The organism is Streptomyces sp. NPDC001339 (assembly GCF_042895955.1).
GTDB lineage: Bacteria > Actinomycetota > Actinomycetes > Streptomycetales > Streptomycetaceae > Streptomyces.
In genome coordinates, this window is record NZ_JBIAWT010000002.1 from 209,822 (window position 1) to 230,042 (window position 20,221).

Consider the following 20,221-nt stretch of genomic DNA (forward strand, 5'->3'; position numbering starts at 1 on the left):
CACCGGAAGCACGGGAAGAGATGTCCGCACCCAATAAGTCGTACGACCCTGTCGAGGTCGAAGCACTCAAACCGGAAGAGATCGAGCGTATGCGGGACGAGGCGCTCGCCGCCTTCGCGGCCGCGGCCGATCTCGACGCGCTCGCCCAGGCGAAGGTCGCGCACACCGGTGGCACCTCGCCGCTCGCCCTCGCCAACCGCGAGATCGGCGCCCTGCCCCCGCAGGCCAAGGCGGAGGCCGGCAAGCGCGTCGGCCAGGCCCGTGGCCGGGTGAACCAGGCGCTCAAGGCCCGTCAGGAGGAGCTGGAGGCGGAGCGCGACGCCCGGGTACTGGTCGAGGAGGCGGTGGACGTCACGCTGCCCTACGACCGCACCCCGGCCGGCGCCCGGCACCCGCTGACCACGTTCATGGAGCGGGTCGCCGACGTGTTCGTGGCGATGGGCTACGAGGTCGCCGAGGGCCCCGAGGTCGAGGCGGAGTGGTTCAACTTCGACGCGCTCAACTTCGTCCCGGACCACCCCGCCCGCCAGATGCAGGACACCTTCTTCGTCCAGGGCAACGGCACCGAGGGCGACGAATCCGGCGTCGTGCTGCGCACCCACACCTCGCCGGTGCAGGCCCGGACGCTCGTCGACCGCGAGCCGCCCGTCTACGTCGTCTGCCCGGGGCGGGTCTACCGCACCGACGAGCTGGACGCCACGCACTCCCCGGTCTTCCACCAGATCGAGCTGCTCGCCGTCGACGAGGGCCTGACCATGGCCGACCTCAAGGGCACCCTCGACCACATGGTCCGGGCGCTGTTCGGACCGGACATGAAGACCCGGCTGCGGCCGAACTACTTCCCGTTCACCGAGCCGTCCGCCGAGATGGACATGGTCTGCTACGTCTGCCGTGGCGAGTCCGTGGGCAACCCCGACCGGCCCTGCCGTACCTGCTCCAGCGAGGGCTGGATCGAGCTGGGCGGCTGCGGCATGGTCAACCCCAAGGTGCTGATCGCCTGCGGTGTCGACCCGGAGAAGTACAGCGGGTTCGCCTTCGGGTTCGGAATCGACCGGATGCTGATGTTCCGGCACAACGTGGAAGACATGCGCGACATGTTCGAGGGCGACGTCCGGTTCACCCGGCCGTTCGGGATGGAGATCTGATGCGGGTCCCGCTTTCTTGGCTGCGGGAGTACGTCGACCTGCCGGCGACGGAGACCGGCCGGGACGTACAGGAGAAGCTGGTCGCGGTCGGCCTGGAGGTCGAGACCGTCGAGCGCCTCGGCGCGGGCCTCACCGGCCCGCTCGTCGTCGGCCAGGTGCTGACCATCGAGGAGCTGGAGGGCTTCAAGAAGCCGATCCGCTTCTGCACCGTCGACGTCGGCGCCGCCAACGGCACCGGCGAGCCGCAGGAGATCGTCTGCGGTGCCCGCAACTTCTCGGTCGGCGACAAGGTCGTGGTCGTCCTCCCCGGCGCCGTGCTGCCCGGCGACTTCAAGATCGCCGCGCGCAAGACGTACGGCAAGAAGTCGCACGGCATGATCTGCTCCGGCGACGAGCTCGGCATGGGCGATGACGGCAGCGGCGGCATCATCGTGCTGCCGCCCGAGTACGAGCCCGGCACCGACGCCATCGAGCTGCTCGAGCTCGTCGACGAGGTGCTGGACATCGCCGTCACCCCGGACCGCGGCTACTGCCTGTCGATGCGCGGAGTGGCCCGCGAGGCCGCCATCGCCTACGGGCTGCCGCTGCGCGACCCGGCGCTGCTGGACGTCCCGCCGCCGAACGCCAACGGCTACCCGGTCCAGGTCGCCGACCCGATCGGCTGCGACCGCTTCACCGCCCGTACGGTCACCGGTGTGCAGCCCGAGGCGCGCAGCCCCCTCTGGCTCCAGCGCCGCCTCCAGAAGGCCGGGATGCGTCCGATCTCGCTCCCCGTCGACATCACCAACTACGTGATGCTGGAGCTCGGCCAGCCGCTGCACGCCTACGACCGGGCCAGCGTCGACGGCCCGATCGGCGTCCGCCGCGCCACCGCCGGCGAGCGGCTGACCACCCTGGACGGCACCCAGCGGACGCTGGACGCCGAGGACCTGGTCATCACCGACAACCGCGGGCCGATCGGCCTGGCGGGCGTGATGGGCGGTGCCAACACCGAGATCGGCGGCGCTGTCACCGACCCGGAGACCGGCCGGGTGCGCGGCACCACCGACATCGTCGTCGAGGCCGCGCACTTCGACGCGATCTCCATCGCCCGTACCGCCCGTCGGCACAAGCTCTCCTCGGAAGCCGCCAAGCGCTTCGAGCGCGGCGTCGACCCGGAGGCCGCGTCCGCCGCGGCCCAGCGGACCGTCGACCTGCTGGTGCTGCTCGGCGGCGGCACCGCCGAGGAAGGCGTCACCGAGGTCGTCTCGCCCCGCGGCCCGCGGACGATCACCGTCCCCGCCGACCACCCGGACAAGGTCGCCGGTGTCGTCTACGGCCGGGAGACCGTCGTCCGCCGCCTCCAGGAGGTCGGCTGCGACGTCTACGGCCAGGACGAGCTGGTCGTGACCGTGCCGTCCTGGCGGCCGGACCTCAGCGACCCCAACGACCTGGCCGAAGAGGTCATCCGGCTGGAGGGCTACGAGAACCTGCCCTCCACCCTCCCGCTGCCGCCGGCCGGCCGCGGGCTGACCGAGCGTCAGCGGCTGCACCGCAGGGTCGGCCGGGCGCTGGCCGGCGCCGGCTACGTCGAGACGCTGAACTACCCCTTCACCGGCTCGCACGTCCTCGACCAGCTCGGCATCGAGCCGGACGACCCGCGCCGCACGGCGGTCACCCTCGTCAACCCGCTCAGCGACGAGGAGCCCGACCTCCGCACCACGCTGCTGCCCGGCCTGCTCGGCTCGCTCCGCCGCAACTACGGGCGCGGTACGCACGACCTCGCGCTCTTCGAGACCGGCCCGGTCTTCCGCGCCACCGGTGACGAGAAGCCGGCCAGCCGCCTGGTCGTCGACCGCCGGCCGACCGACGACGAGATCGCCTCACTGGACGCCTCGCTGCCGCAGCAGCCGCGGCGGGCCGCCGTGGTGCTCGCCGGAGGCCGTGAGCAGACCGGCTGGTGGGGTGCGGGACGCCCCGCGGACTGGGCGGACGCCATCGAGGCGGGCCGTACGGTCGCCCGGGAGGCGGGCGTCGAGCTGATCGTCCGTCAGGACCAGCACGCCCCGTTCCACCCGGGCCGGTGCGCGGCGCTGCTCGCCCTCGTCGATGGTGAGGAGGTCCTGGTCGGCAACGCCGGTGAGCTCCACCCGCGGGTCATCAAGGCGCTCTCCCTGCCCGAGCGGAGCTGCGCGATGGAGATCGACCTGGACCGCCTGGAGCAGGCCGGCAGCGGCCCGCTGACGGCGCCCAAGATCTCCGCCTTCCCGGTCGCCACGCAGGACGTCGCGCTGATCGTCGACGACACGGTTCCGGCGGCGGACGTCGAGGCCGCGCTCCGCGACGGCGCGGGCGAACTCCTCGAATCGCTGCGGCTGTTCGACGTCTTCACCGGGGAGCAGGTGGGCGCGGGCAAGAAGTCGCTGGCGTACGCGCTGCGCTTCCGCGCCTCGGACCGGACGCTGACCGCGGACGAGGCCTCGGCCGCGCGCGACGCGGCGGTGGCGACGGCCGTGGAGCGGACGGGCGCGGCCCTGCGGGGCTGACGGCCTCACCGGTCACCCGGCAGCAACCGGGGCGAGGGCGTGGACGGTACGAGCCGTCCGCGCCCTCGCCCTTTGCCGTTCCGTGGGGAAATCCGCCCGCCGGCTGATTCCCGCCGGCCGGAGACGACACGCCTGGGCGTGGAACGTCATACGCGCTCCACGGAGGTACCTTGCGCAGGCCGGAGTGGTGCGGACCAGGCGGCCGCCCGGTGGCGGTTCACCAGATCCCTGGGATCAGGCGTGCGGTACGAGCGGCGTACTCGGTGTAGTCCGTGCCGAGGGCGGAGGTGAGGACGGTGTCTTCGGCATGGATGCGGTAGAGGGAGCCGGCCACGGCACTGCCGGTGAGGACGAGGTGGGCCGGCAGGTGGTCCAGGCAGAACCCGGCGCAGGCGATCACGATCAGGCCTCCGGCGTAGGAGGGGTGCCGCAGATAGCGGTAGGGGCCGGTGCGGACCACCGGCTGGCCGGGACGGACATCGATGGTGCCGCGGAAGTGCTCGCCCAGGCAGGCCACCGCCCAGTGGCGCAGTGCCAGGCCGGCCCAGACACCGGGCAGGGCGATGAGCGTGTTGGTCGCGCGGTCGCCCGTCAGGCGTGCGGACCGGGTGCCGTACAGCAGAGCCGCCGCGCCGGCCTCGCCGAGGGCGAGAGCGGTGAGCACGACGTAGGTGCTGCGCCGGTCCGCGGCGAGCGGCTGGGGCGGGCAGTGGCGGTTCCGGCGACGCTCACGCAGGGCCCACCTGGCCTCGAGGCCGTACGCCGCTGCTGCCGTAGCGGCTGCCAGAGTCCAGGCCACGGCGGTCCTGGACGGGCCGTGTGCGGGCTGCTTCAGCGCAGGTTTCCGGAAGGTGAGACAAGAGATGAGCGAGGTGCGAGGCATGAGCGAGGTTCTTCCTCTCCGTCCATTCCGGGAGAGTGAGCTCCCGGTCCTGGACCGGATGCTGAACGATCCTGAGGTTCTGGGGCAGTACGCGTGGACCGGATGGTCCGGCAACACGACGGCGCTGCGGCAGCGATGGGAGAGGGACCGGCTGCTGTCGCCCGACGTCAGCATGCTGGCCCTGGTGCGGCAGGACGCGGCGGTAGGCGCGATGACCTGGCGCCCCGTGGCGTACAACGGGGTGTCGCAGTGCTGGAACGTCGGGGTCTTCGTACTGCCGGAGGAACGCGGCCGCGGTGTGATGGCGGGGGCGAGCCGTGCCGTGGTGGATTACCTGTTCGCGCACACCCAGGCACACCGCATCGAGGCCCATGTGGAGGCCGGCAACATCGCGGCCCGCCGCTGCGCCGAGCGGGCGGGGATGGTCCACGAGGGCACGGCCCGCGGTGCCGCCTGGCGTGGGGGCGGCTGGCGGGACTTGGACGTGCTCGCGGTCCTGCGCAGCGACCTCCCGCCACCGGCAGCGGATGACTGAGGGCATGGCCGGGCGCCTGCTCGACGGTCAACGGCGACGGGTGAAGCGGGCCAGCAGTTCCCGGTCGACCGGCCGCTGCGGCAGGGACGGTACGACCAGTGTGGAAGCTGCCGACAGCGCGGTATCAGGAAGCTTCGCCAGCGGTGTGGTGGTCATGCGGGGCTCCGCGGCGACATACGGCGATGCCTCGTAGACGGTGACCGGATGGTCGGCTCCGTAGTGGGGGACCAGGACCTCGGTCAGGCAGGTGGCGCCGGGGACCGGGTCGAACCGCCGATCGCGGTCGGGCATGCCGATCACACCGACCTGCCACAGGATCATCAAGCTCGTGGGGTCGAAGACGCGGTGGCGGATCAGGAAATCGGTCGCCTCGAAGCTCTGGCACCCCTGCTGCCCAGGGTCCAGGCCCAAGTCGGCGAACAGCCAGTCCTCCGCGGAGCAGGCGGGAACCATGCGTGCCGCAATCCCCTCCAGGCGCGCCCGGCGGATCGCCTCATGCCCCATGTAGGCGAACACCCCCGGATGCCCGTACAGGGCCACACACACGAACTGGCCGCGGCGTACCTCGGACAGGGTGTGCTCGACCATCTCCTCATAGGAGTCATACCGTGGCTTGCCCGCGGCGTAATGGTCGTCGAGTGTTTCGACCGAGGGATTCAGCTGTCCGATGTGACGGGTCACCAAAGGGTCCCCGATCAGGCACAGCACTTTGTCAGCCTGCTCGATACAGGCCCGTGCTTCCACCGTGAGGTCGCCGATGGCCCGATACCCGGTCCCCACCACGACCAACTGCGCGTTTTCCATGGTTACCTCCACCAGGCCACCGGCTCCCTTATAGACGTGCTCGCTTACGGATCTGTTCTTTTGTGGATCTGCTCGCCTACGAGCCGGACGCACCCTCGTCGTCAGGTTCAAAGCCGAGGATGACGAGGAGGAGGACTGCGGAAGCCTCTTCCCTGACCGGGCTGTGCTGCGACAGCAGACCGCGGATACGGCCCACATCACCCGAGACGACCGCCTCCCGTTCCTCGGTGCCCAGGGCGCTGTCGGCGACGTACGCCTCCGCCGAACGGCGGAACGCGTGCTGTCGGCGAGGCTGCGTCACCAGCTCTTCGACGAATTCCACGACTGCAGCGGACATGACTGTTCCCCTTTCGTTGGGATCAGGACCCACCAACACAGACCACCACAGGGACATCCGCGGAGCCCGGCAGAATGCTGCAAAAGGGTGATTCTCCGCCGCTGCAACCAGGCTCTACGACCAACCGCCATAACCGGCTGCCATAACCAACCGCTATAACCAACCGCTGTAACCGGCAGCTACAACCAGCCGCGTTCATCCGCGACGCGCAGCGCTTCCATCCGATTGCGGGTCCGGGTTTTGGTGGTCGCCGCCGAAAGGTAGTTACGAACGGTTCCTTCGGACAGGTACAGGCCGGCCGCGATGTCCGCCACCGTGGCACCGGAGCGTGCGGCGATGAGCACATCGCGCTCCCGGGCGGTGAGGGGGGATTCACCCGCCGCCAGAGTGGCCACGGCCAGTTCCGGATCCACCACCCGCTCTCCCCGCATCACGCGGTGGATGGCGTCCGCGAGCACCTCGACCGGGGCGTCCTTCACCACGAACCCGACGGCGCCGGCCTCCATGGCCCGGCGCAGGTAGCCCGCGCGGCCGAACGTGGTGAGGATGACCACGCGGCAGGACGGCACGTGTTCGGCGAGGACCGCCGCCGCTGCCAGCCCGTCGAGGCCGGGCATCTCGATGTCGAGCAACGCCACATCCGGCCGGGCCTCCCGGGCCGCGTCCACGATCTCGTCGCCCCGGCTCACGGAGGCGACGACCTCGAAGTCCTCCTCCAAGTCCAGCAGCGCGCACAGGGCTTGGAGGATCAGCGTCTGGTCGTCGGCGAGCAGGAGACGGATCGTCATGGCAGGGTGGCCACCGTTTCTTCAGTGGCCACCGATTCGTCAGTGGCGACCGTTTCTTCAGTGGCGACCGTTTCTTCGAGTTCTTCGGTCTCTTCAGCAGCCGCCGTTTCTTCGAGCGATACGCGCAGGCGCCAGCCCCGTGGACTCACCGGTCCGGCCTCCACCCGGCCGCCGGCCGCCGCGACCCGCTCCCGCAGACCGGAGAGCCCGTTGCCTTCACCGGACGGGCCGCCCACGCCGTCGTCGCGGACTTCCACTTCCGATGCCGAGAGCGTGACGGTGCACCGGCCGGCGCGCGCATGGCGTGCGACGTTGGTGAGGCCCTCCCGTACCGCCCAGCCGAACAGCTCCTGATGTGCGGGGTCGACCACGTCGGTGGCCGTGGGCAGGTCGGCGGTGACGCCCGACGCCCGCAGCAACTCCCGTCCGCGGGCGAGTTCGTTGGCGAGCGTGACCTCGCGGTAGCCCGACACCGCGGCACGCACCTCGGCGAGCGCCTGGCGGGTCAGCTGCTCGACTTCGGCGATCTCGGGGAGCGCGCGGGAGGACTCGTTCGCGGCGAGGCGGCGCGCGAGACCGCTCTTGACCGTGATGGCGGTGAGCGAATGACCCAGCAGGTCGTGCAGGTCACGCGCGATCCGGGCGCGCTCGGCCTCCGAGGCCAGCCGGGCCACCTCGGCCCGCGCCTGGAGCAACGAGCGGTTGGCGCGGGCGATTTCGGAGAACGCGTAGACGGTCAGGGAGGTGAAGACGATCGCCAGCGCCTGGCCCCAGCCGGGCCCGTCGTGCCATGAGCGGACCAGACACGGGACGACCAGGCTGGCGAGCGCGCAGACCGCCACCGTCAGCGCCACATGACGCTGTACGAAGACGGCCGCCATCGAGACGATGACCGCGCACAGGAAGAAGGCGTCGGTACGGGCGTACGGCAGGGCCGCGACGAACAGCACGGACATGGCGCCGAGCAGCACCCGGAACGGGGTCCGGGCGAGCCGTGCGGCCGAGGCGCCCGCGAGCGCACAGCAACAGCAGAACCCGGCCACGATCGCATAGCCGACAAGGGCATCCGTACCGTGTGCGTACTCGGCTATTCCGGCCACCGTCACCAGCGGGAAGACCAGCATTCCGGTGGCCAGGACCAAGCGCCGCCACCCCCGCGACCATCGCTCCGGTGTGACGGCCGACCAGTCGCCCGGTGGGCTCATGCCTTCGTACGTCACAGCACGCTACCGCCGTCCTTGCGTTCGGGTGTGCGGCCTGCCGCCGCGCGGTGTTTCCGCGTTTCCACGGTATCCGTGACCCGCGGAGCGCCCATGGCCCGGGCCCGGGGGAGGGATGATCTTCGGCCACCGTCAGGTGTGGTGCTGCTGTGCGGCGAACACCGATCGCAGCACCTTGCCGTTCGCCTTGGTGACGACGCCCAGCAAGACCATTCCGCATACAGCCTGTTCGATCCTCAGCCACACCGGGAAGGCGCCGGGCAGTGCGACGATGACGGCGATGGCCGCGACCATGACTCCCGAGGACACCCGCAGCCGGAGGAAGGACTTGCGGTGACCGCGGGAGGCCCGGGCCGCGAAGGAGGCCATGAGCAGGGAAGTGGCGACGACGATGATGCAGCGGACCCAGGCGGTGTCGGTCGCGATGCCGGGGTGGTTGCGTAACAGGACGAGCGCGATGAGCGTGAGAACGCTGAGGCCGACGTAGCAGCCGACGAGTCGCTTGGTGCTGCGGAACGCCTGCCGGACACTCTCGCCGTTCAGGCGTTCCGCCCCGAGGACCCGGGTTGTCATGGTGATCCTTTCGTTTTCCTGCCGGTAACGTGGACGAAACTCACGTGGGGCATTGGGCTTGCGGGCCGTCTCCCGGAATTCCCGTCGTACCCATGCCGCATCCCTTACGCATACTTGCCGCGTCCCTTACAGATACTTATGGTGCGCGGCGGTGCCGTGCGCTCGGTAGTGAGATCTCCCATTGTTCGCCCATGACAAATGTCATGAATTGCAGGAGAGGCAGCGGGCGCCACTCCCTGCACCTGTTTGTTCAGGCGGTTCCCCTGATAAGCCGTTATGCCCGTTCTCCTGAGCCATGAGCACGGCTGCCCGTTTTCCGGATCCGCGCGCTCCGCCAAGGCCGGAAACTGGCCGTCCACCAGCAGGGACGCCCGGATACACTCTCCTGTCATGGGTGAATGGAAAGTGGATAGTGAGTGGCGAATACGTTCACTGTGGCGGTCCTTGAGTCGACCGGACAGCAACGCAGACCCCCGGTGATGGCGGCTCGGCACAAGCAGGCTCGGCACAAGCAGGCAAGGGACCCGAAGGCGCACTGGCTGTTGCTCGCGCTCACCCTGCCCGCCCTCTTCGGCGCTCTGCTCTTCCAGGGCTGGACCGTGAACGAGGTCGACGGCTCCACGACCAAACTGCCCTGCACGCAGCCGGTGCCGCCGGCCGCGTCCGGCGCGGGACCCGTCCTCGCCGTGGACGGCGACCGGGTGCGCTCCGCCTCGATGCCGGCCGGCACCGTCGCCCTCACCTACGACGACGGCCCCGACCCGTACTGGACCCCACGGCTGCTCACGCTGCTCAAGAAGCACCGCGCGCACGCCACCTTCTTCCTCAGCGGCGCCAAGGCCGTCCAGTACCCCGATCTGGTCAAGCAGATCAGGGCCGAGGGGCACGAGATCGGCTCCAACACCTACACCGGCGCCGACCTGGGCAACGCCTCCGGCGTGCGCACCGCCCTCGAACTCGGGCTCACCCAGAGCGCGTTCGCCGGTGCCGACAGCTTCCGGACCACGCTGCTGCGGATGCCAATGACCACCACGGTCGCCACCCTGTGCGGCGCCGAATGGCCCGCCGTGCAGGGCGCGTCGGCCGACGGCTACACCCTCGTCGCCGCGGACCCGCCCGGGCGGACGCCCGCCGACGGCCTGGTACGCCAGTTCAGCCACACCTCCCTCGCCTACCGCGAGACCGGGCAACTGCTCACCGACCCGGACGCCCGCCGGTTCACCACCATTTCGGAGGGCGCCGGCATCGACGCGCCCGTCACGACCGAGGCGTCCGGGACCGAGCACTGGGCGGGCACCGCGCTGATCTGGTTCCAGTGGCTGGGCCAGGGCTTCGTCGCCGCCCTCACCTGGGTGCTGACCGTCGCCGCCGCGCTCGGCCTGTTCCGCCTGTTCACCCTGGTCCTGTTCGCCCGTATGCACGTCAGACGCCTGGAGCGGCACCGGCCGGGTGCGCCCCGGCTGCGCGAGATACGCGGACCGGTGTCCGTCCTCGTGCCCGCGTACAACGAAGAGGCCGGGATCGGCAACACGCTGCGCTCGCTGCTCGCCTCCACCCACCAGCAGCTCCAGATCATCGTGATCGACGACGGTTCGTCGGACCGCACGGTGGAGATCGCGAGCGACTACGCGCGGCGGGACCCGCGGGTGCAGGTGGTGTGCCAGGCCAACGCGGGCAAGGCCGCGGCCCTCAACCACGGTCTGGCGTACGTCCGTTCCCCGTACGTCGTGATGGTCGACGCGGACACCGTCTTCGAGCCCGACGCCGTCCAGCGGCTCGTCCAGCCGCTCGCCCACCCGGCGATCGGCGCGGTGAGCGGCAACACCAAGGTCGGCAACCGCAAGCGCCTGCTGGGCCGTTGGCAGCACCTGGAGTACGTCTTCGGCTTCAACCTGGATCGCCGGATGTTCGAGGTCCTGGAGTGCATGCCGACCGTACCCGGCGCCATCGGCGCCTTCCGGCTGGACGCGCTCATGGGGGTGGGCGGCCTGAGCGAGGACACGCTCGCCGAGGACACCGACCTCACCATGGCGCTGTGGCGGGCCGGCTGGCGGGTGGTGTACGAGGAGACCGCCATCGCCTGGACCGAGGTCCCCACCTCCCTGCGGCAGCTGTGGCGTCAGCGCTACCGCTGGTGCTACGGCACCCTGCAGGCGATGTGGAAGCACCGCAAGGCCGTCAGGGAAGTCGGAGCCGCCGGGCGCTTCGGGCGGCGCGGCCTGTCGTATCTCCTCCTCTTCCAGGTGCTGCTGCCGCTGCTCGCGCCGGTCATCGACGTCTTCATGCTCTACAGCGCGCTGTTCACCGACAGCCCGGTGAAGTCCGTGGCGACGTGGTTCGGTTTCCTGGCGGTGCAGATCGCCGTGGCCGCGTACGCCCTGCGGCTCGACGGCGAGCGCCGCCGCACGCTGTGGACGCTGCCCTTCCAGCTGCTGGTCTACCGGCAGTTGATGTACCTCGTGGTGATCCAGTCGGTGGTCGCCTTCGTGACCGGCAGCCGGCTGAAGTGGCAGCGCATGCACCGTTCCGGTACGGCCGCCGCGGCGGCCCAGCACATCGGCGAGGCTGCCGACCGCCGCAGCCTGACCGTGACGAGGTGACCCCCCTGTACTCCGAGTACTCCGACGAACTGACCTCGACGCCCGGGTCTTTGCCCGGACACGTGCCTGGTCCCTTGCCCGGCTCCGTGCCTGGCCCCATGCCTGGCCCCATGCCCGGTCCCGTGCCCGGCTCCGTGCCTGGCCCCTTCGGCCACGAGGGTGCGTACGCGCCTCACACTCACAGGGAGGCCCCTGCACATCTCGCTCACCAGGAGGCCCATGCACCCCTCGCGCACCAGGAGGCGCACGCGTCGCCCCTCGCGCAGCGGGAGGCGTATGCTCCGCTGCCGGATGGGCCACCGGCCGGCGGCGGACCCCCGCGCGGCCGGCGCAAGCCGAAACGGCGGCGGCGTACGCGCACCGGGCGCGTCCTGCGCGCGGTCGGTTTCCTGGTCGCGCTGGCCGTGCTCGGCTGCGTCGGCGCCTACGCCTGGGCGGGCTCCCGCCTGGCCGGAGAGGTCGACCTGTCCGCACTGCCGGACCGGCCCGCCGCCGGAAAGGGCACCAACTACCTGATCGTGGGCTCCGACAGCCGCGCGGGCCTCACCGCGGAGCAGGCGGAGGACCTGCACACCGGCTCCGGCCTGGGCGCCGAGGGCCGCCGTACCGACTCGATGATGGTGCTGCACACCGGCGCCCACGGCACCACTCTGACCAGCCTCCCGCGCGACTCCTGGGTCACCCTCCCCGCCTACGTCGACCCCGAGACCGGCATCCACTACAAGGCCGCCAAGAACAAACTCAACGCGGCGTTCTCCCTCGGCGGCCCCGAACTCCTGGTCCGCACCGTCGAGTCGAGCACCGGTCTGCGCATCGACCACTACACCGAGATCGGCTTCGCCGGATTCGTCGGCATCGTGAACGGGGTCGGCGGCGTCCGCATGTGCGTGGACCGGCACATCGTCGACGAGAAGTCCGGCCTCGACCTCACCCGGGGCTGTCACACCCTCGACGGCCGCGAGGCGCTGGCTTTCGTACGCCAGCGCCACCAGGAGAAGGCGGGGGACCTCGGCCGCTCCCGCAACCAGCAGAAGTTCCTGGCGGCCCTGGCGGCCAAGGCCGGATCCCCGGACGTCCTGCTCAGCCCGTCCGCCGTGGTCGGCACGGTGGGCGCGGGCCTGGACGCCCTCATCGTCGACAAGTCGACCGGGCCGCGCCAGTTGGCCCGTCTCTTCGACGCCCTGCACAAGGTGTCCTCGGGCGGTGGCAAGCAGCTCAACGTCCCGGTCTCCGGCGTCGGCGTGGGCACCTCCAAGGGCAGCGTCGTCGTCTGGGACAAGGAGGAGTCGCGCCGCCTCTTCGCCGAACTGCGTGCGGACCGCCCGGTCACGGCTGACGGCTGACGACCGACGGTCGAGGGCTGACGACCGACAGATATGACGGGTGGTCAGGACGTCGGCGCGTGGGGTGCCCGCCGCGTGTGTTGGTCCGTGCGATGGTCGGTGTGCTGGTCCGTGTGATGGTCCAGGAGGCGGGTGAGCAGGCACACCAACTGGTCGCGTTCGGCCGGACTCAGCGGCGCGAGCAGTTCGTCGTGGAGGCCGTCCAGGACCTGGTCGAGGCGGTGCAGCCGACGGCGGCCCCGGGCGGAGATCGTGATGGTGTTGCGGCGCCGGTCGTCGGGATCCGGAGCCCGCTCGACGAGGTCGCGCTCGGCCAGTTCGTTGAGCACGCCGACCATGTCGCTGCGGTAGATGCCGGAACGCCTGCTCAGCTCCGCCTGGCTCCCCGGCCCGTACTCCTGCAGTGAGGCGAGCACGGCGTAGTGCCACTTGCGGGCGTCGACCCGGGCCAGCCCCTCGTTGATCAGCCGGTCCGACCGCGCGGTCAGCTGCGACAACAGCCGGCTCGCCCGTCGACGCAGCCTGTCGGGCGTCCGGGGCGCACCGTCGCCGGACATACCGGCACCTTCGGCTCTGATCACGCGCCCATCCTACCCATTGCGTTAGTCCAACTAACGATATACGTTCACTCGCGCCGAGATCGTTGGTGCAACGACAGCGCAACAAACGACAGCGCAACAACGGTGAACATCGGTGAACATCGGCCGAGTTGGACTCCAAGGAAGGAAATCCACCATTCCCACCAAGACAAAGACACTGCGGATTCCCACCCCGGACGGCCAGGCCGACGCCTTCGCCGCCTTCCCCGACCACGGCGAGCGGCACCCCGGGGTGCTGATGTACGGGGACGCCTTCGGCATCCGGCCCGTGCTGCGGGAGATGGCCCGCGAACTGGCCGGGCACGGGTACTACGTACTCGTCCCCAATTTCTTCTACCGGCACGGCCCGGCGCCGGTGATCGAACTTCCCGAGTACATCGGAGAAGAGGCCCGGCCCGCGGTCATCGCCCAGCTGATGCCCTTGATCGAGGCCCACACCACCGAACGGATCCTGCGCGACGCCGACGCCTACCTCAGCTTCCTCACCACCCAGCCCGAGGTCGGCGCCGGACCGGTCGCGGTGACCGGCTACTGCATAGGTGGCCTCCTGGCGATGCGCACCGCCGCTGCCCACCCCGGCAGGGTGGCCGCCGTCGCCGGATTCCACGGCCCCGTGGGTGCCGACGGGCCCGACAGGGACCGCCTCCTGTCCACGCTCACCGCCCAGGTCCACCTCGGCCACGCCGAAACCGACCTGACTCCCGAGGACCTCGGTGAGCTCAACCAGGCCCTGGACACCGCCGGCGTCGGCTACACCTCCGAGATCTACCCCGGCACCGTCCACGGCTTCACCATGTCCGACACCGACGCCTTCAACCCCTCCGCACTACAGCACCACTGGGACCGCCTGCTCCCCCTCCTCGACCGCACCCTGGCCGACAACTGAGGCCCCGCTCAGGTCCGCTCAGTTCTGCTTAGGTCCGCTCAGTTCTGCTCAGGTGTCGTCGACGTGTACCCACTTGCCGTTCTTGACCGTGTACAAGGCGAGCCGCTGGTTGACCGCGTCTCCGTATGCGTCGAAGGCGACCTTCCCTGTCGCACCGTCGAATGAAGTGCGCTGAAGGGCGTCGACGACCTCGGCGCGGGCATCCTTCGGCAGCGTGCCGTGATGGGCGTCGACGACCTTCTTGACCGCCTTGATAATCGCCCAGGCCGCGTCGTAGGAGTAGCTGCCGTATGGGGTGGAGACGCCTTTGTAGCCGGCTTTCTTGTAGTTCTTGATGAACTCCTCGGCAGAGGGGAGGTCTTCCGCCGAGGGGAGTGAGGTGGTGAAGGCGCCTTCGCCACCCTCTCCGGCCTGCTTGATATACGTGTCGCTGTCGATGCCGTCACCGCCGGCGAACGGGATGCCGACCCCGGCCCGCTTCAGCTGGGAGCTGAGCGAGCCGGCCGCGCGGTAATCGCCGCCGTAGTAGACGAGATCGGCGCCAGAGGTTCGTACTTTGTCGGCGACGGCGGAGAAGTCCGTGTCGAAGGGGTTGACGTGTTCGGCGCCCACAACCTTGCCGCCACGCTTGACGAATTCGGCCTTGAAGGTGCCGACGAGTCCGGCGCCGTAGGTCGTCTTGTCGTCGATCACGAAGACGCTCCGCTTCTTGGCCTTGTCGTAGAGGTGCCGCGCGGCAAGCCTGCCTTGAGCGATATCTGTGGGGACGGTGCGGAAGTACGACGCGAACGGGCGGGATTTCTCACCACTGCGCCAGTTGTCGCCGTGGGTCAGGACGGGGTCGTTGGCTCCGGGGGAGACCGCGGCCAGCTTCGCGTCGTCGAGAACCTTCTGCATCGACTGGGCGATGCCGGAGTTCAGCGGGCCGACGACACCGAGGACACTGCTGTCGGCGACCAATGCGTTCGCGTTCCGCTGGCCGTCAGAGGGCTGGGAACGGTCGTCGAATGCCGCGATCTTGAAGGTGACACCGTCGACGACCTTGCGCTCGTTCGCCTGCTTGACGGCGAGGTCGGCCGAGTTTCTGATGCCGATGCCGATGGCGGAGAGGCCGCCGGTCAGTGGGGAGTCCACACCAAGGGTGACGACCTTGCGGTCGGACGAGCCTCCGCCGCCACCTGGGGTGTGGGAGTCCCCCTCGCCGACCGTGTGCGCGATCCACAGCGCGGCCGCGGCGGCCACGCCCAGTGCCGCTGCTGACCAGGCCACGCCGTTGTCGGCGAGACGACGAGGAAGCGGCCGCCGACCTCCCCAGGGCACGGCGGCGCTCACCCGCGGCTGCTCGATCCGCCGCCCCTCGCCCTCTGGCCGGGCCGGATCTGTGCGGAGGTCGGATTCCGCATCGGCCCCGGGCCCAGGACCGATCCGACCAGGCACCGACTCCGCCACCGACTCCGCCACCGGCTCCGCTGCCGACTCCAACTCCGCCACCGGCCCCGACTCATGTTCCGGCTCCGGCTTCGGCTCTGATCCCGGCTCTGATCCCGGCTCCGGCTCTGGCCCTGATTCTGGCCCTGGCCCTGTCCCTGGCCCTGTCCCTGGCCCTGGTCCTGAGACAGGCTCCGCTTCCGACGACGGCGTGGGGTCGAGGGGCGTGAGGTCGAGGGGCGTGGGGTCGAGGAACGAGGGGCCGAGGGGCGTGGGGGCGGAGGCGCGATTGCGGGCGAGGGCGATGAGCCCACCCGTGTTGCGGTTGCGCTGTTGGGGCAGCGGCCGGGACCGGGCCGCCAAGGTGCGGTGCAGATGCCGGTAGAGGGAGTCCATGTCGATCGGATCCGGCCCGTCCGGGATGCCTTCGTCCAGCGCGGTGATCAACTCGCCCGTGAACGCGGTGTACTTCTCTCCCGGTGGCGAGAGCGCCATACGGGTCTCGGCAGACGCGGTGAGCAGACAGGTGCCCTCGACCATCGCGTGGTCGGCGAGGTAATTGCCCGCGCCCATCCGGCCGACCAGCGCGCGCCCGCTGTAACAGCAGTCCAGGACCACCACGGTGCGCCGGGCGCCGGCCCGCGGATCCAGTACCGCCCGGCGCAGGTACTCGTACCGCAGCGCGGTGTACTCGCGTTCGCGATCCGAATCCGGTAACGCCAGGTAGAGCTCGTCGGTGTGCGGATCGGTCAGGCCGTGGCCGGCGTAATAGACGAGCAGGGTGTCCTGGGTCCGGTGGGCGATCTCCTGGACGGTGTCCAGGACCTCCTGGGCAGTCCGCGGCTGGGAGAGCACCGTGCAACGGTCGGAGGGCAGCCCCCACACCGCGGGGTCGTTCAGGACCTTCCTCAGGCCGTCCAGGTTGCGCGCAACCGCGGGGAGACTGGCCAGGGTTGTGTAGGAGTGCACCCCTACCAGCAGTGCTTCCGAACGGTTCGGGTCTGCCAGTACGGCCACCGGCTACTCCGCGTCGTCGCGGTCCGGCCCCGGGATGTCACCGGAACTGCCGATGCCCCAGGCCCTGAGAATCCGCTCCACCGTCTCGGGCGAGCCGTCCTGCACGGTGATCGACACGCCGTCGCGTTCGATCCGCACGTGGGGCGGGCGCGGGCGCGATCCGCGCCAGGTCGCCACAGCGACCAGCAGATTGCCCAGGGCGATGACGTCGCCGAACACGACGTTGACCACCTCCAGCGCCCCGCCCATGTCCCCCTGACGTGTGGGTGCGGTCCCGGCGGAAACCTCGGCCCGGCCGCTCAACTCCGGATCCGCGACCAGCCACCGGTACAAGGACGCCGCACAATCGGCACCCTCGCCGCCCTCGCTGCCATCGCCGCCCACAAGGCCCTCAGCGCCCTCGTCCGCATCGCCGGCACCGCTTCCGAACGTCAGCCGTACCTCCATCTGCCCCGAGCCCCCTCCGGCGACATCCATCCGTAGTGCTGCTCATCGTAGGCCCTGCCCGCGCAACGCTTCTGCTGCCCGAGGATTTCGGTCCGGGGCGACGTGACGGCCAGGCCGGGGCACTCAGCCAGACCGATCACCCGTCACCCGCCGGCAGCCCTGCCACCGGGGTTGTTCCAGGATGAACTCCCCCCGGAACAACCCCAGTTGACGCCACCGCCGCACTCGCAGGTACGCCTAATCCGCCACGCCCGCCAGTAGTGGTAATCGGTCTGGAACGGGGGAAGTCGTGTGGAAGCAGCCGTCAGGCACAGCCGGCCCAAAGCCAGTACGACGGCGCATCAATAATCTCGCGCCGTGCGTGCTTGGGCGGCCGGCCAACCGGCTTCGGTGGTGGCACGAGAGGCGAGAGGACCTCCCACTCGGCATCGGACGGATCCGTCGGATACGCAGCTCGCCGCATACCGGTCATCTCGGGCCCTCGACAGAGAAGCGACTACCAAGTCACCTTCCCTGAACGGAACTTCTCAGACGCCCTCTAGCTCCTCTTGAACCCCGGAAGGCTACTGCCGGTGGTGACGACACCGCGGCGATCAGGGCATGGGCGAAGGAACATGGCCACCAGGTCAATGACTGCGGTCGTGTCTCGGCTGACGTTCGCGCGGCGCACCAGAAGGCTCGCTGATCCACCCGCCGGTGGCCCCGTCCGCCTCACGCCGCGCAATGATCCGCTCACGACGTCGGCTCCACGCTTCCGCGCTCACGGAGTTCAGGTTGCAGTCCCGCCACGAACCGTTGATGAGCACGTGATTGCGGCGTATTTCGTCCGTGGCAAATCCCAGCTTGCCGAGCGCGCCGTGCACGGTCGTCGTCCAGCTTGGTCACCGCCAGATAGAACTCGGTCCGCGGAGACGACTGTGCGTTCCGGATCGCGCCGTCGATCCTGGCCTGGACCTCGTCACGATGCCGTCTGTCGAACGACAGTCACCTGGTGACACGATCGTCGCCGAATACGCGCAGCATGTCGTCGACGTCATCGATGGTGAAGTCACGTACCACCACTTTGTCGCCGACCAGCCTGAGGGGGTACAACAACGGGCCTTCTTGCCTCTCGGTGCGGCTGGCTCCGGGGGGGGCAGCCCCGCTGCGATCAGGACCAGACGTGATTCCTGAGGGCGTACAACGGTGTGGCGGCTTCCGTGAGGATGCCGTCAGCCCCAGCCGACATTCGAGCTGACCTGCCCCGCCCCAGCAAGAGCAAGGGCGCGGTTTTGGACAGTAGGCGTGCGGTAGGCGCGAGACCAGCTGTCGTCACTGACTGTGGGATGGATACGTGGCCAGTTGCCCCCTATCAGGTGGCCGCAGGTGGGGAGATCCGACGGTCACCGACAGATGAGTCGGTGATTGCCTTCATGGATCTCCAGCCCGTTACCCCAGGCCACGTGCTGGTCATTCCCCAAGCACGCAGTGGGGCTGGAGGATCTTCCAGAGGACGTCGGCGTCCAGATCTGGAAGGTGGCGTACCAGCTCGGACGGGCACTGCGCCAATCAGGAGTGTGGTGCGATGACGTCAACCTTTTTGCTTGCGAATGGCGAAGCGGCCTTCCAGGACCAGGAAGTCTTCCACGTACACCTGCACATTTTTCCCCGCTTCGTACGTGACTCACTTGGCATTGATGCTGACTGGTGCGTGCATAAACGAGACCAGCTCGACAAGGCGGCGACCGCCGTCCGTTGTGGCCTCGCTTACGCCTTGACTATCGGCCAGGCGACGAACTTCGGGTAGGACCACATCTGCCCGCGGCTGGCCTTGACGGTGCCGATGATGGCGAAAACGATGCCGGTCAAGACGAACACTCCCAGCAGGGCGAGCACGCTCAGCAGCACGATCGGGAGGGTGAGCGGAACAACCGGCTCGGAGTGCTGGCCCACCGTGGAGAGGGAGAGGGTCATGACACCACTGAGGTACATGATGAAACCCAAGACCACCACGATGCCCTGCGTGATGCCGAAGTTCATCGCCTGGGCGCCGTGATGGCGGACGAGCGGGTCATGCAGGTTGCGGGGATTGTTGCGGATGGTCATCGGTGCGATCCAGCCGAGGATCCCGCCGAGGCCGCAGCAGAAACCCGCGCCGACGGTGACGGTGAGCAGCGCGGAAAGATGGGTCCACATGGCCGCGGTAGACGGCGACTGCATCGGGTACGGGTAGCCCGCCTGCTTGCCCGGCTCCCACCCCGGCCCTGGTCCGTACGGGCCAGGACCTGCGCCATACCCGGGTGTCGCGCCGTGGGGAGGCTGCGGCTGCGGCTCGTCGGGCTTGTGGAACTCGACCATGCGTCGATCCCCCCATAATTCTCGTTGCAGTACGGGTGTGCGAATTTGTCGCTCAGAGTGACTATACGGGATGAGTCGGACATCCCCGATGGGTAGCGGAGCTGGAGGCTGCAACAAGGTGCGCCAAGCCCACGCTGCCCTGCGCCGCCGAGCCAGGCACGTTCCATCGGTCGCTCAACGACATCCACCAGTTGTCCACGACCGGCCCGACGGCCGGGATCTCCTCGTCGTCCACCAGCGTCCGTCCTAGCCGGTCAAGGCTCGGATCAGACCCTGGCCGGCCTGACGCATCACAGAATTACGCGAACTTTCAGACATGCTCACGATGGGCGGCACTTCCTGAAGTCCAGGGCTTCAGGGCTTTGACAGGCGCAAACGGTGGACGCTGTGTCCATGAAGGCCGGCGGACAGGCAGGACTCCGCGGGTTGACGAACACGGAGCGCACATCGAGGCTGGGCAGGTTGCCGGAGAGATCGTGCCCGGTAAGGCCCTGGTCCACCGAGCGCAGAACCCCGCAACCAGAGGTGATCGGAGCGCCGGGATACCAGACACTGGCGGTAGATATCTGGGGCCTGTCTACCGCTCACCGCAGTGACCGGCCCGGATCAGGTCATTCCCGGCCGACGCCAGCCTACTGTCGTGTGGCAGATCGGAACCTCGGACGTCATCAACTGCGGGGAGGATGGCATCGCCGACAAGCAGTTACGGCGAGGCGTTCACAAGGATCGTCCACGCTCTGCGGAAGGGGGCGCT

18 protein-coding genes and 2 pseudogenes are annotated in these 20,221 nt (G+C 69.4%); 8 read left to right on the top strand and 12 right to left on the bottom strand.

The genetic code is table 11. The annotated features are described in order from the left end of the window. The first annotated feature begins 20 nt into the window (after window positions 1–20). Together pheS and pheT are read left to right on the top strand one after the other, a co-directional pair. On the top strand, window positions 21–1,145 hold the full coding sequence (gene pheS, locus ACFY12_RS06135) for a phenylalanine--tRNA ligase subunit alpha (RefSeq protein WP_390714555.1): 1,125 nt from the start codon (window positions 21–23) through the stop codon (window positions 1,143–1,145). Next, window positions 1,145–3,670 (top strand): phenylalanine--tRNA ligase subunit beta, encoded by a 2,526-nt coding sequence (gene pheT, locus ACFY12_RS06140; protein ID WP_390714556.1) that lies wholly within the window; start codon window positions 1,145–1,147, stop codon window positions 3,668–3,670. The genes pheS and pheT overlap by 1 nt, the downstream gene beginning before the upstream one ends. 217 nt (window positions 3,671–3,887) lie before the next feature. Here pheT and ACFY12_RS06145 read toward each other — a convergent pair whose 3' ends face one another. Continuing rightward, complete coding sequence (locus tag ACFY12_RS06145; RefSeq protein ID WP_390714557.1) at window positions 3,888–4,469, bottom strand: methyltransferase family protein; 582 nt, start codon at window positions 4,467–4,469, stop codon at window positions 3,888–3,890. Between the two features lie 82 nt (window positions 4,470–4,551). On the opposite strand from ACFY12_RS06145, the gene ACFY12_RS06150 reads away from it, so the two are divergent. Next, window positions 4,552–5,088: a GNAT family N-acetyltransferase gene (locus ACFY12_RS06150; RefSeq protein ID WP_390714558.1), complete on the top strand. Its 537-nt coding sequence runs from the start codon at window positions 4,552–4,554 to the stop codon at window positions 5,086–5,088. Window positions 5,089–5,115: 27 nt separating this feature from the next. On the opposite strand, the gene ACFY12_RS06155 is transcribed toward ACFY12_RS06150, so the two are convergent. From ACFY12_RS06155 to ACFY12_RS06175, 5 genes are all read right to left on the bottom strand, one after another. After that, window positions 5,116–5,892 (bottom strand): SAM-dependent methyltransferase, encoded by a 777-nt coding sequence (locus ACFY12_RS06155; RefSeq protein WP_390714559.1) that lies wholly within the window; start codon window positions 5,890–5,892, stop codon window positions 5,116–5,118. Window positions 5,893–5,968: 76 nt separating this feature from the next. Next, entirely contained in the window at window positions 5,969–6,229 is a 261-nt protein-coding gene (locus tag ACFY12_RS06160; protein ID WP_390714560.1) for a hypothetical protein, read from the bottom strand. Between the two features lie 179 nt (window positions 6,230–6,408). Then, window positions 6,409–7,017: a response regulator transcription factor gene (locus ACFY12_RS06165; RefSeq protein WP_390714561.1), complete on the bottom strand. Its 609-nt coding sequence runs from the start codon at window positions 7,015–7,017 to the stop codon at window positions 6,409–6,411. Continuing rightward, window positions 7,014–8,237, bottom strand: a complete 1,224-nt coding sequence (locus ACFY12_RS06170; RefSeq protein ID WP_390714562.1) for a sensor histidine kinase — start codon at window positions 8,235–8,237, stop codon at window positions 7,014–7,016. Before ACFY12_RS06170 ends, ACFY12_RS06165 begins: the two co-directional genes overlap by 4 nt. A gap of 132 nt (window positions 8,238–8,369) precedes the next feature. Beyond that, window positions 8,370–8,810 carry a hypothetical protein gene (locus ACFY12_RS06175; protein WP_390714563.1) on the bottom strand — a complete coding sequence of 147 codons (441 nt, stop codon included), beginning with the start codon at window positions 8,808–8,810 and terminating at the stop codon, window positions 8,370–8,372. 479 nt (window positions 8,811–9,289) lie between these two features. Here ACFY12_RS06175 and ACFY12_RS06180 point away from each other — a divergent pair, with 479 nt between their 5' ends. After that, entirely contained in the window at window positions 9,290–11,410 is a 2,121-nt protein-coding gene (locus tag ACFY12_RS06180; RefSeq protein WP_390714564.1) for a bifunctional polysaccharide deacetylase/glycosyltransferase family 2 protein, read from the top strand. Between the two features lie 110 nt (window positions 11,411–11,520). Continuing rightward, window positions 11,521–12,753 (top strand): LCP family protein, encoded by a 1,233-nt coding sequence (locus ACFY12_RS06185; protein ID WP_390714565.1) that lies wholly within the window; start codon window positions 11,521–11,523, stop codon window positions 12,751–12,753. A gap of 44 nt (window positions 12,754–12,797) precedes the next feature. Here ACFY12_RS06185 and ACFY12_RS06190 read toward each other — a convergent pair whose 3' ends face one another. Beyond that, complete coding sequence (locus ACFY12_RS06190; RefSeq protein WP_390714566.1) at window positions 12,798–13,334, bottom strand: MarR family winged helix-turn-helix transcriptional regulator; 537 nt, start codon at window positions 13,332–13,334, stop codon at window positions 12,798–12,800. Window positions 13,335–13,452: 118 nt separating this feature from the next. Between ACFY12_RS06190 and ACFY12_RS06195 the strand changes: the two genes are divergently transcribed. Further along, window positions 13,453–14,238: a dienelactone hydrolase family protein gene (locus ACFY12_RS06195; RefSeq protein WP_390715058.1), complete on the top strand. Its 786-nt coding sequence runs from the start codon at window positions 13,453–13,455 to the stop codon at window positions 14,236–14,238. Window positions 14,239–14,286: 48 nt separating this feature from the next. Here the strand turns inward: ACFY12_RS06195 and ACFY12_RS06200 are convergent, their stop codons facing one another. From ACFY12_RS06200 to ACFY12_RS06210, 3 genes and pseudogenes are all read right to left on the bottom strand, one after another. Then, a complete protein-coding gene (locus tag ACFY12_RS06200; protein ID WP_390715059.1) occupies window positions 14,287–15,480 on the bottom strand; it encodes a branched-chain amino acid ABC transporter substrate-binding protein in 1,194 nt (397 codons plus the stop codon). Between the two features lie 597 nt (window positions 15,481–16,077). Then, window positions 16,078–16,683 (bottom strand): annotated as a pseudogene (locus ACFY12_RS06205) (caspase domain-containing protein); the annotation flags it as partial. Window positions 16,684–16,686: 3 nt separating this feature from the next. Then, window positions 16,687–17,160 (bottom strand): hypothetical protein, encoded by a 474-nt coding sequence (locus tag ACFY12_RS06210; protein WP_390714567.1) that lies wholly within the window; start codon window positions 17,158–17,160, stop codon window positions 16,687–16,689. A 526-nt stretch (window positions 17,161–17,686) separates the two neighbouring features. Between ACFY12_RS06210 and ACFY12_RS06215 the strand changes: the two are divergent. Further along, window positions 17,687–17,815, top strand: a pseudogene (locus tag ACFY12_RS06215) (histone-like nucleoid-structuring protein Lsr2); the annotation flags it as partial. On the opposite strand, the gene ACFY12_RS06220 reads toward ACFY12_RS06215, so the two are convergent. Continuing rightward, on the bottom strand, window positions 17,757–17,993 hold the full coding sequence (locus ACFY12_RS06220; RefSeq protein WP_390714568.1) for a hypothetical protein: 237 nt from the start codon (window positions 17,991–17,993) through the stop codon (window positions 17,757–17,759). The pseudogene ACFY12_RS06215 and the gene ACFY12_RS06220 overlap by 59 nt on opposite strands. A gap of 549 nt (window positions 17,994–18,542) precedes the next feature. Here ACFY12_RS06220 and ACFY12_RS06225 point away from each other — a divergent pair. Continuing rightward, window positions 18,543–18,698, top strand: coding sequence for a hypothetical protein (locus ACFY12_RS06225; protein ID WP_390715060.1), 156 nt, complete (start codon window positions 18,543–18,545; stop codon window positions 18,696–18,698). A 178-nt stretch (window positions 18,699–18,876) separates the two neighbouring features. Here ACFY12_RS06225 and ACFY12_RS06230 read toward each other — a convergent pair whose 3' ends face one another. Beyond that, window positions 18,877–19,467 (bottom strand): DUF4870 domain-containing protein, encoded by a 591-nt coding sequence (locus ACFY12_RS06230; protein ID WP_390714569.1) that lies wholly within the window; start codon window positions 19,465–19,467, stop codon window positions 18,877–18,879. Window positions 19,468–20,221 lie beyond the last annotated feature (754 nt).

Excerpts from the sequence above, each read along its gene's own strand:
- pheS (WP_390714555.1), top strand. The coding sequence starts at position 21 with ATGTCCGCACCCAATAAGTCGTACGACCCTGTCGAGGTCGAAGCACTC.
- pheT (WP_390714556.1), top strand. The coding sequence starts at position 1,145 with ATGCGGGTCCCGCTTTCTTGGCTGCGGGAGTACGTCGACCTGCCGGCG.
- ACFY12_RS06150 (WP_390714558.1), top strand. The coding sequence starts at position 4,552 with ATGAGCGAGGTTCTTCCTCTCCGTCCATTCCGGGAGAGTGAGCTCCCG.
- ACFY12_RS06155 (WP_390714559.1), bottom strand. The coding sequence starts at position 5,892 with ATGGAAAACGCGCAGTTGGTCGTGGTGGGGACCGGGTATCGGGCCATC.
- ACFY12_RS06160 (WP_390714560.1), bottom strand. The coding sequence starts at position 6,229 with ATGTCCGCTGCAGTCGTGGAATTCGTCGAAGAGCTGGTGACGCAGCCT.
- ACFY12_RS06165 (WP_390714561.1), bottom strand. The coding sequence starts at position 7,017 with ATGACGATCCGTCTCCTGCTCGCCGACGACCAGACGCTGATCCTCCAA.
- ACFY12_RS06175 (WP_390714563.1), bottom strand. The coding sequence starts at position 8,810 with ATGACAACCCGGGTCCTCGGGGCGGAACGCCTGAACGGCGAGAGTGTC.
- ACFY12_RS06180 (WP_390714564.1), top strand. The coding sequence starts at position 9,290 with ATGGCGGCTCGGCACAAGCAGGCTCGGCACAAGCAGGCAAGGGACCCG.
- ACFY12_RS06185 (WP_390714565.1), top strand. The coding sequence starts at position 11,521 with ATGCCCGGTCCCGTGCCCGGCTCCGTGCCTGGCCCCTTCGGCCACGAG.
- ACFY12_RS06210 (WP_390714567.1), bottom strand. The coding sequence starts at position 17,160 with ATGGATGTCGCCGGAGGGGGCTCGGGGCAGATGGAGGTACGGCTGACG.
- ACFY12_RS06225 (WP_390715060.1), top strand. The coding sequence starts at position 18,543 with ATGGATCTCCAGCCCGTTACCCCAGGCCACGTGCTGGTCATTCCCCAA.
- ACFY12_RS06230 (WP_390714569.1), bottom strand. The coding sequence starts at position 19,467 with ATGGTCGAGTTCCACAAGCCCGACGAGCCGCAGCCGCAGCCTCCCCAC.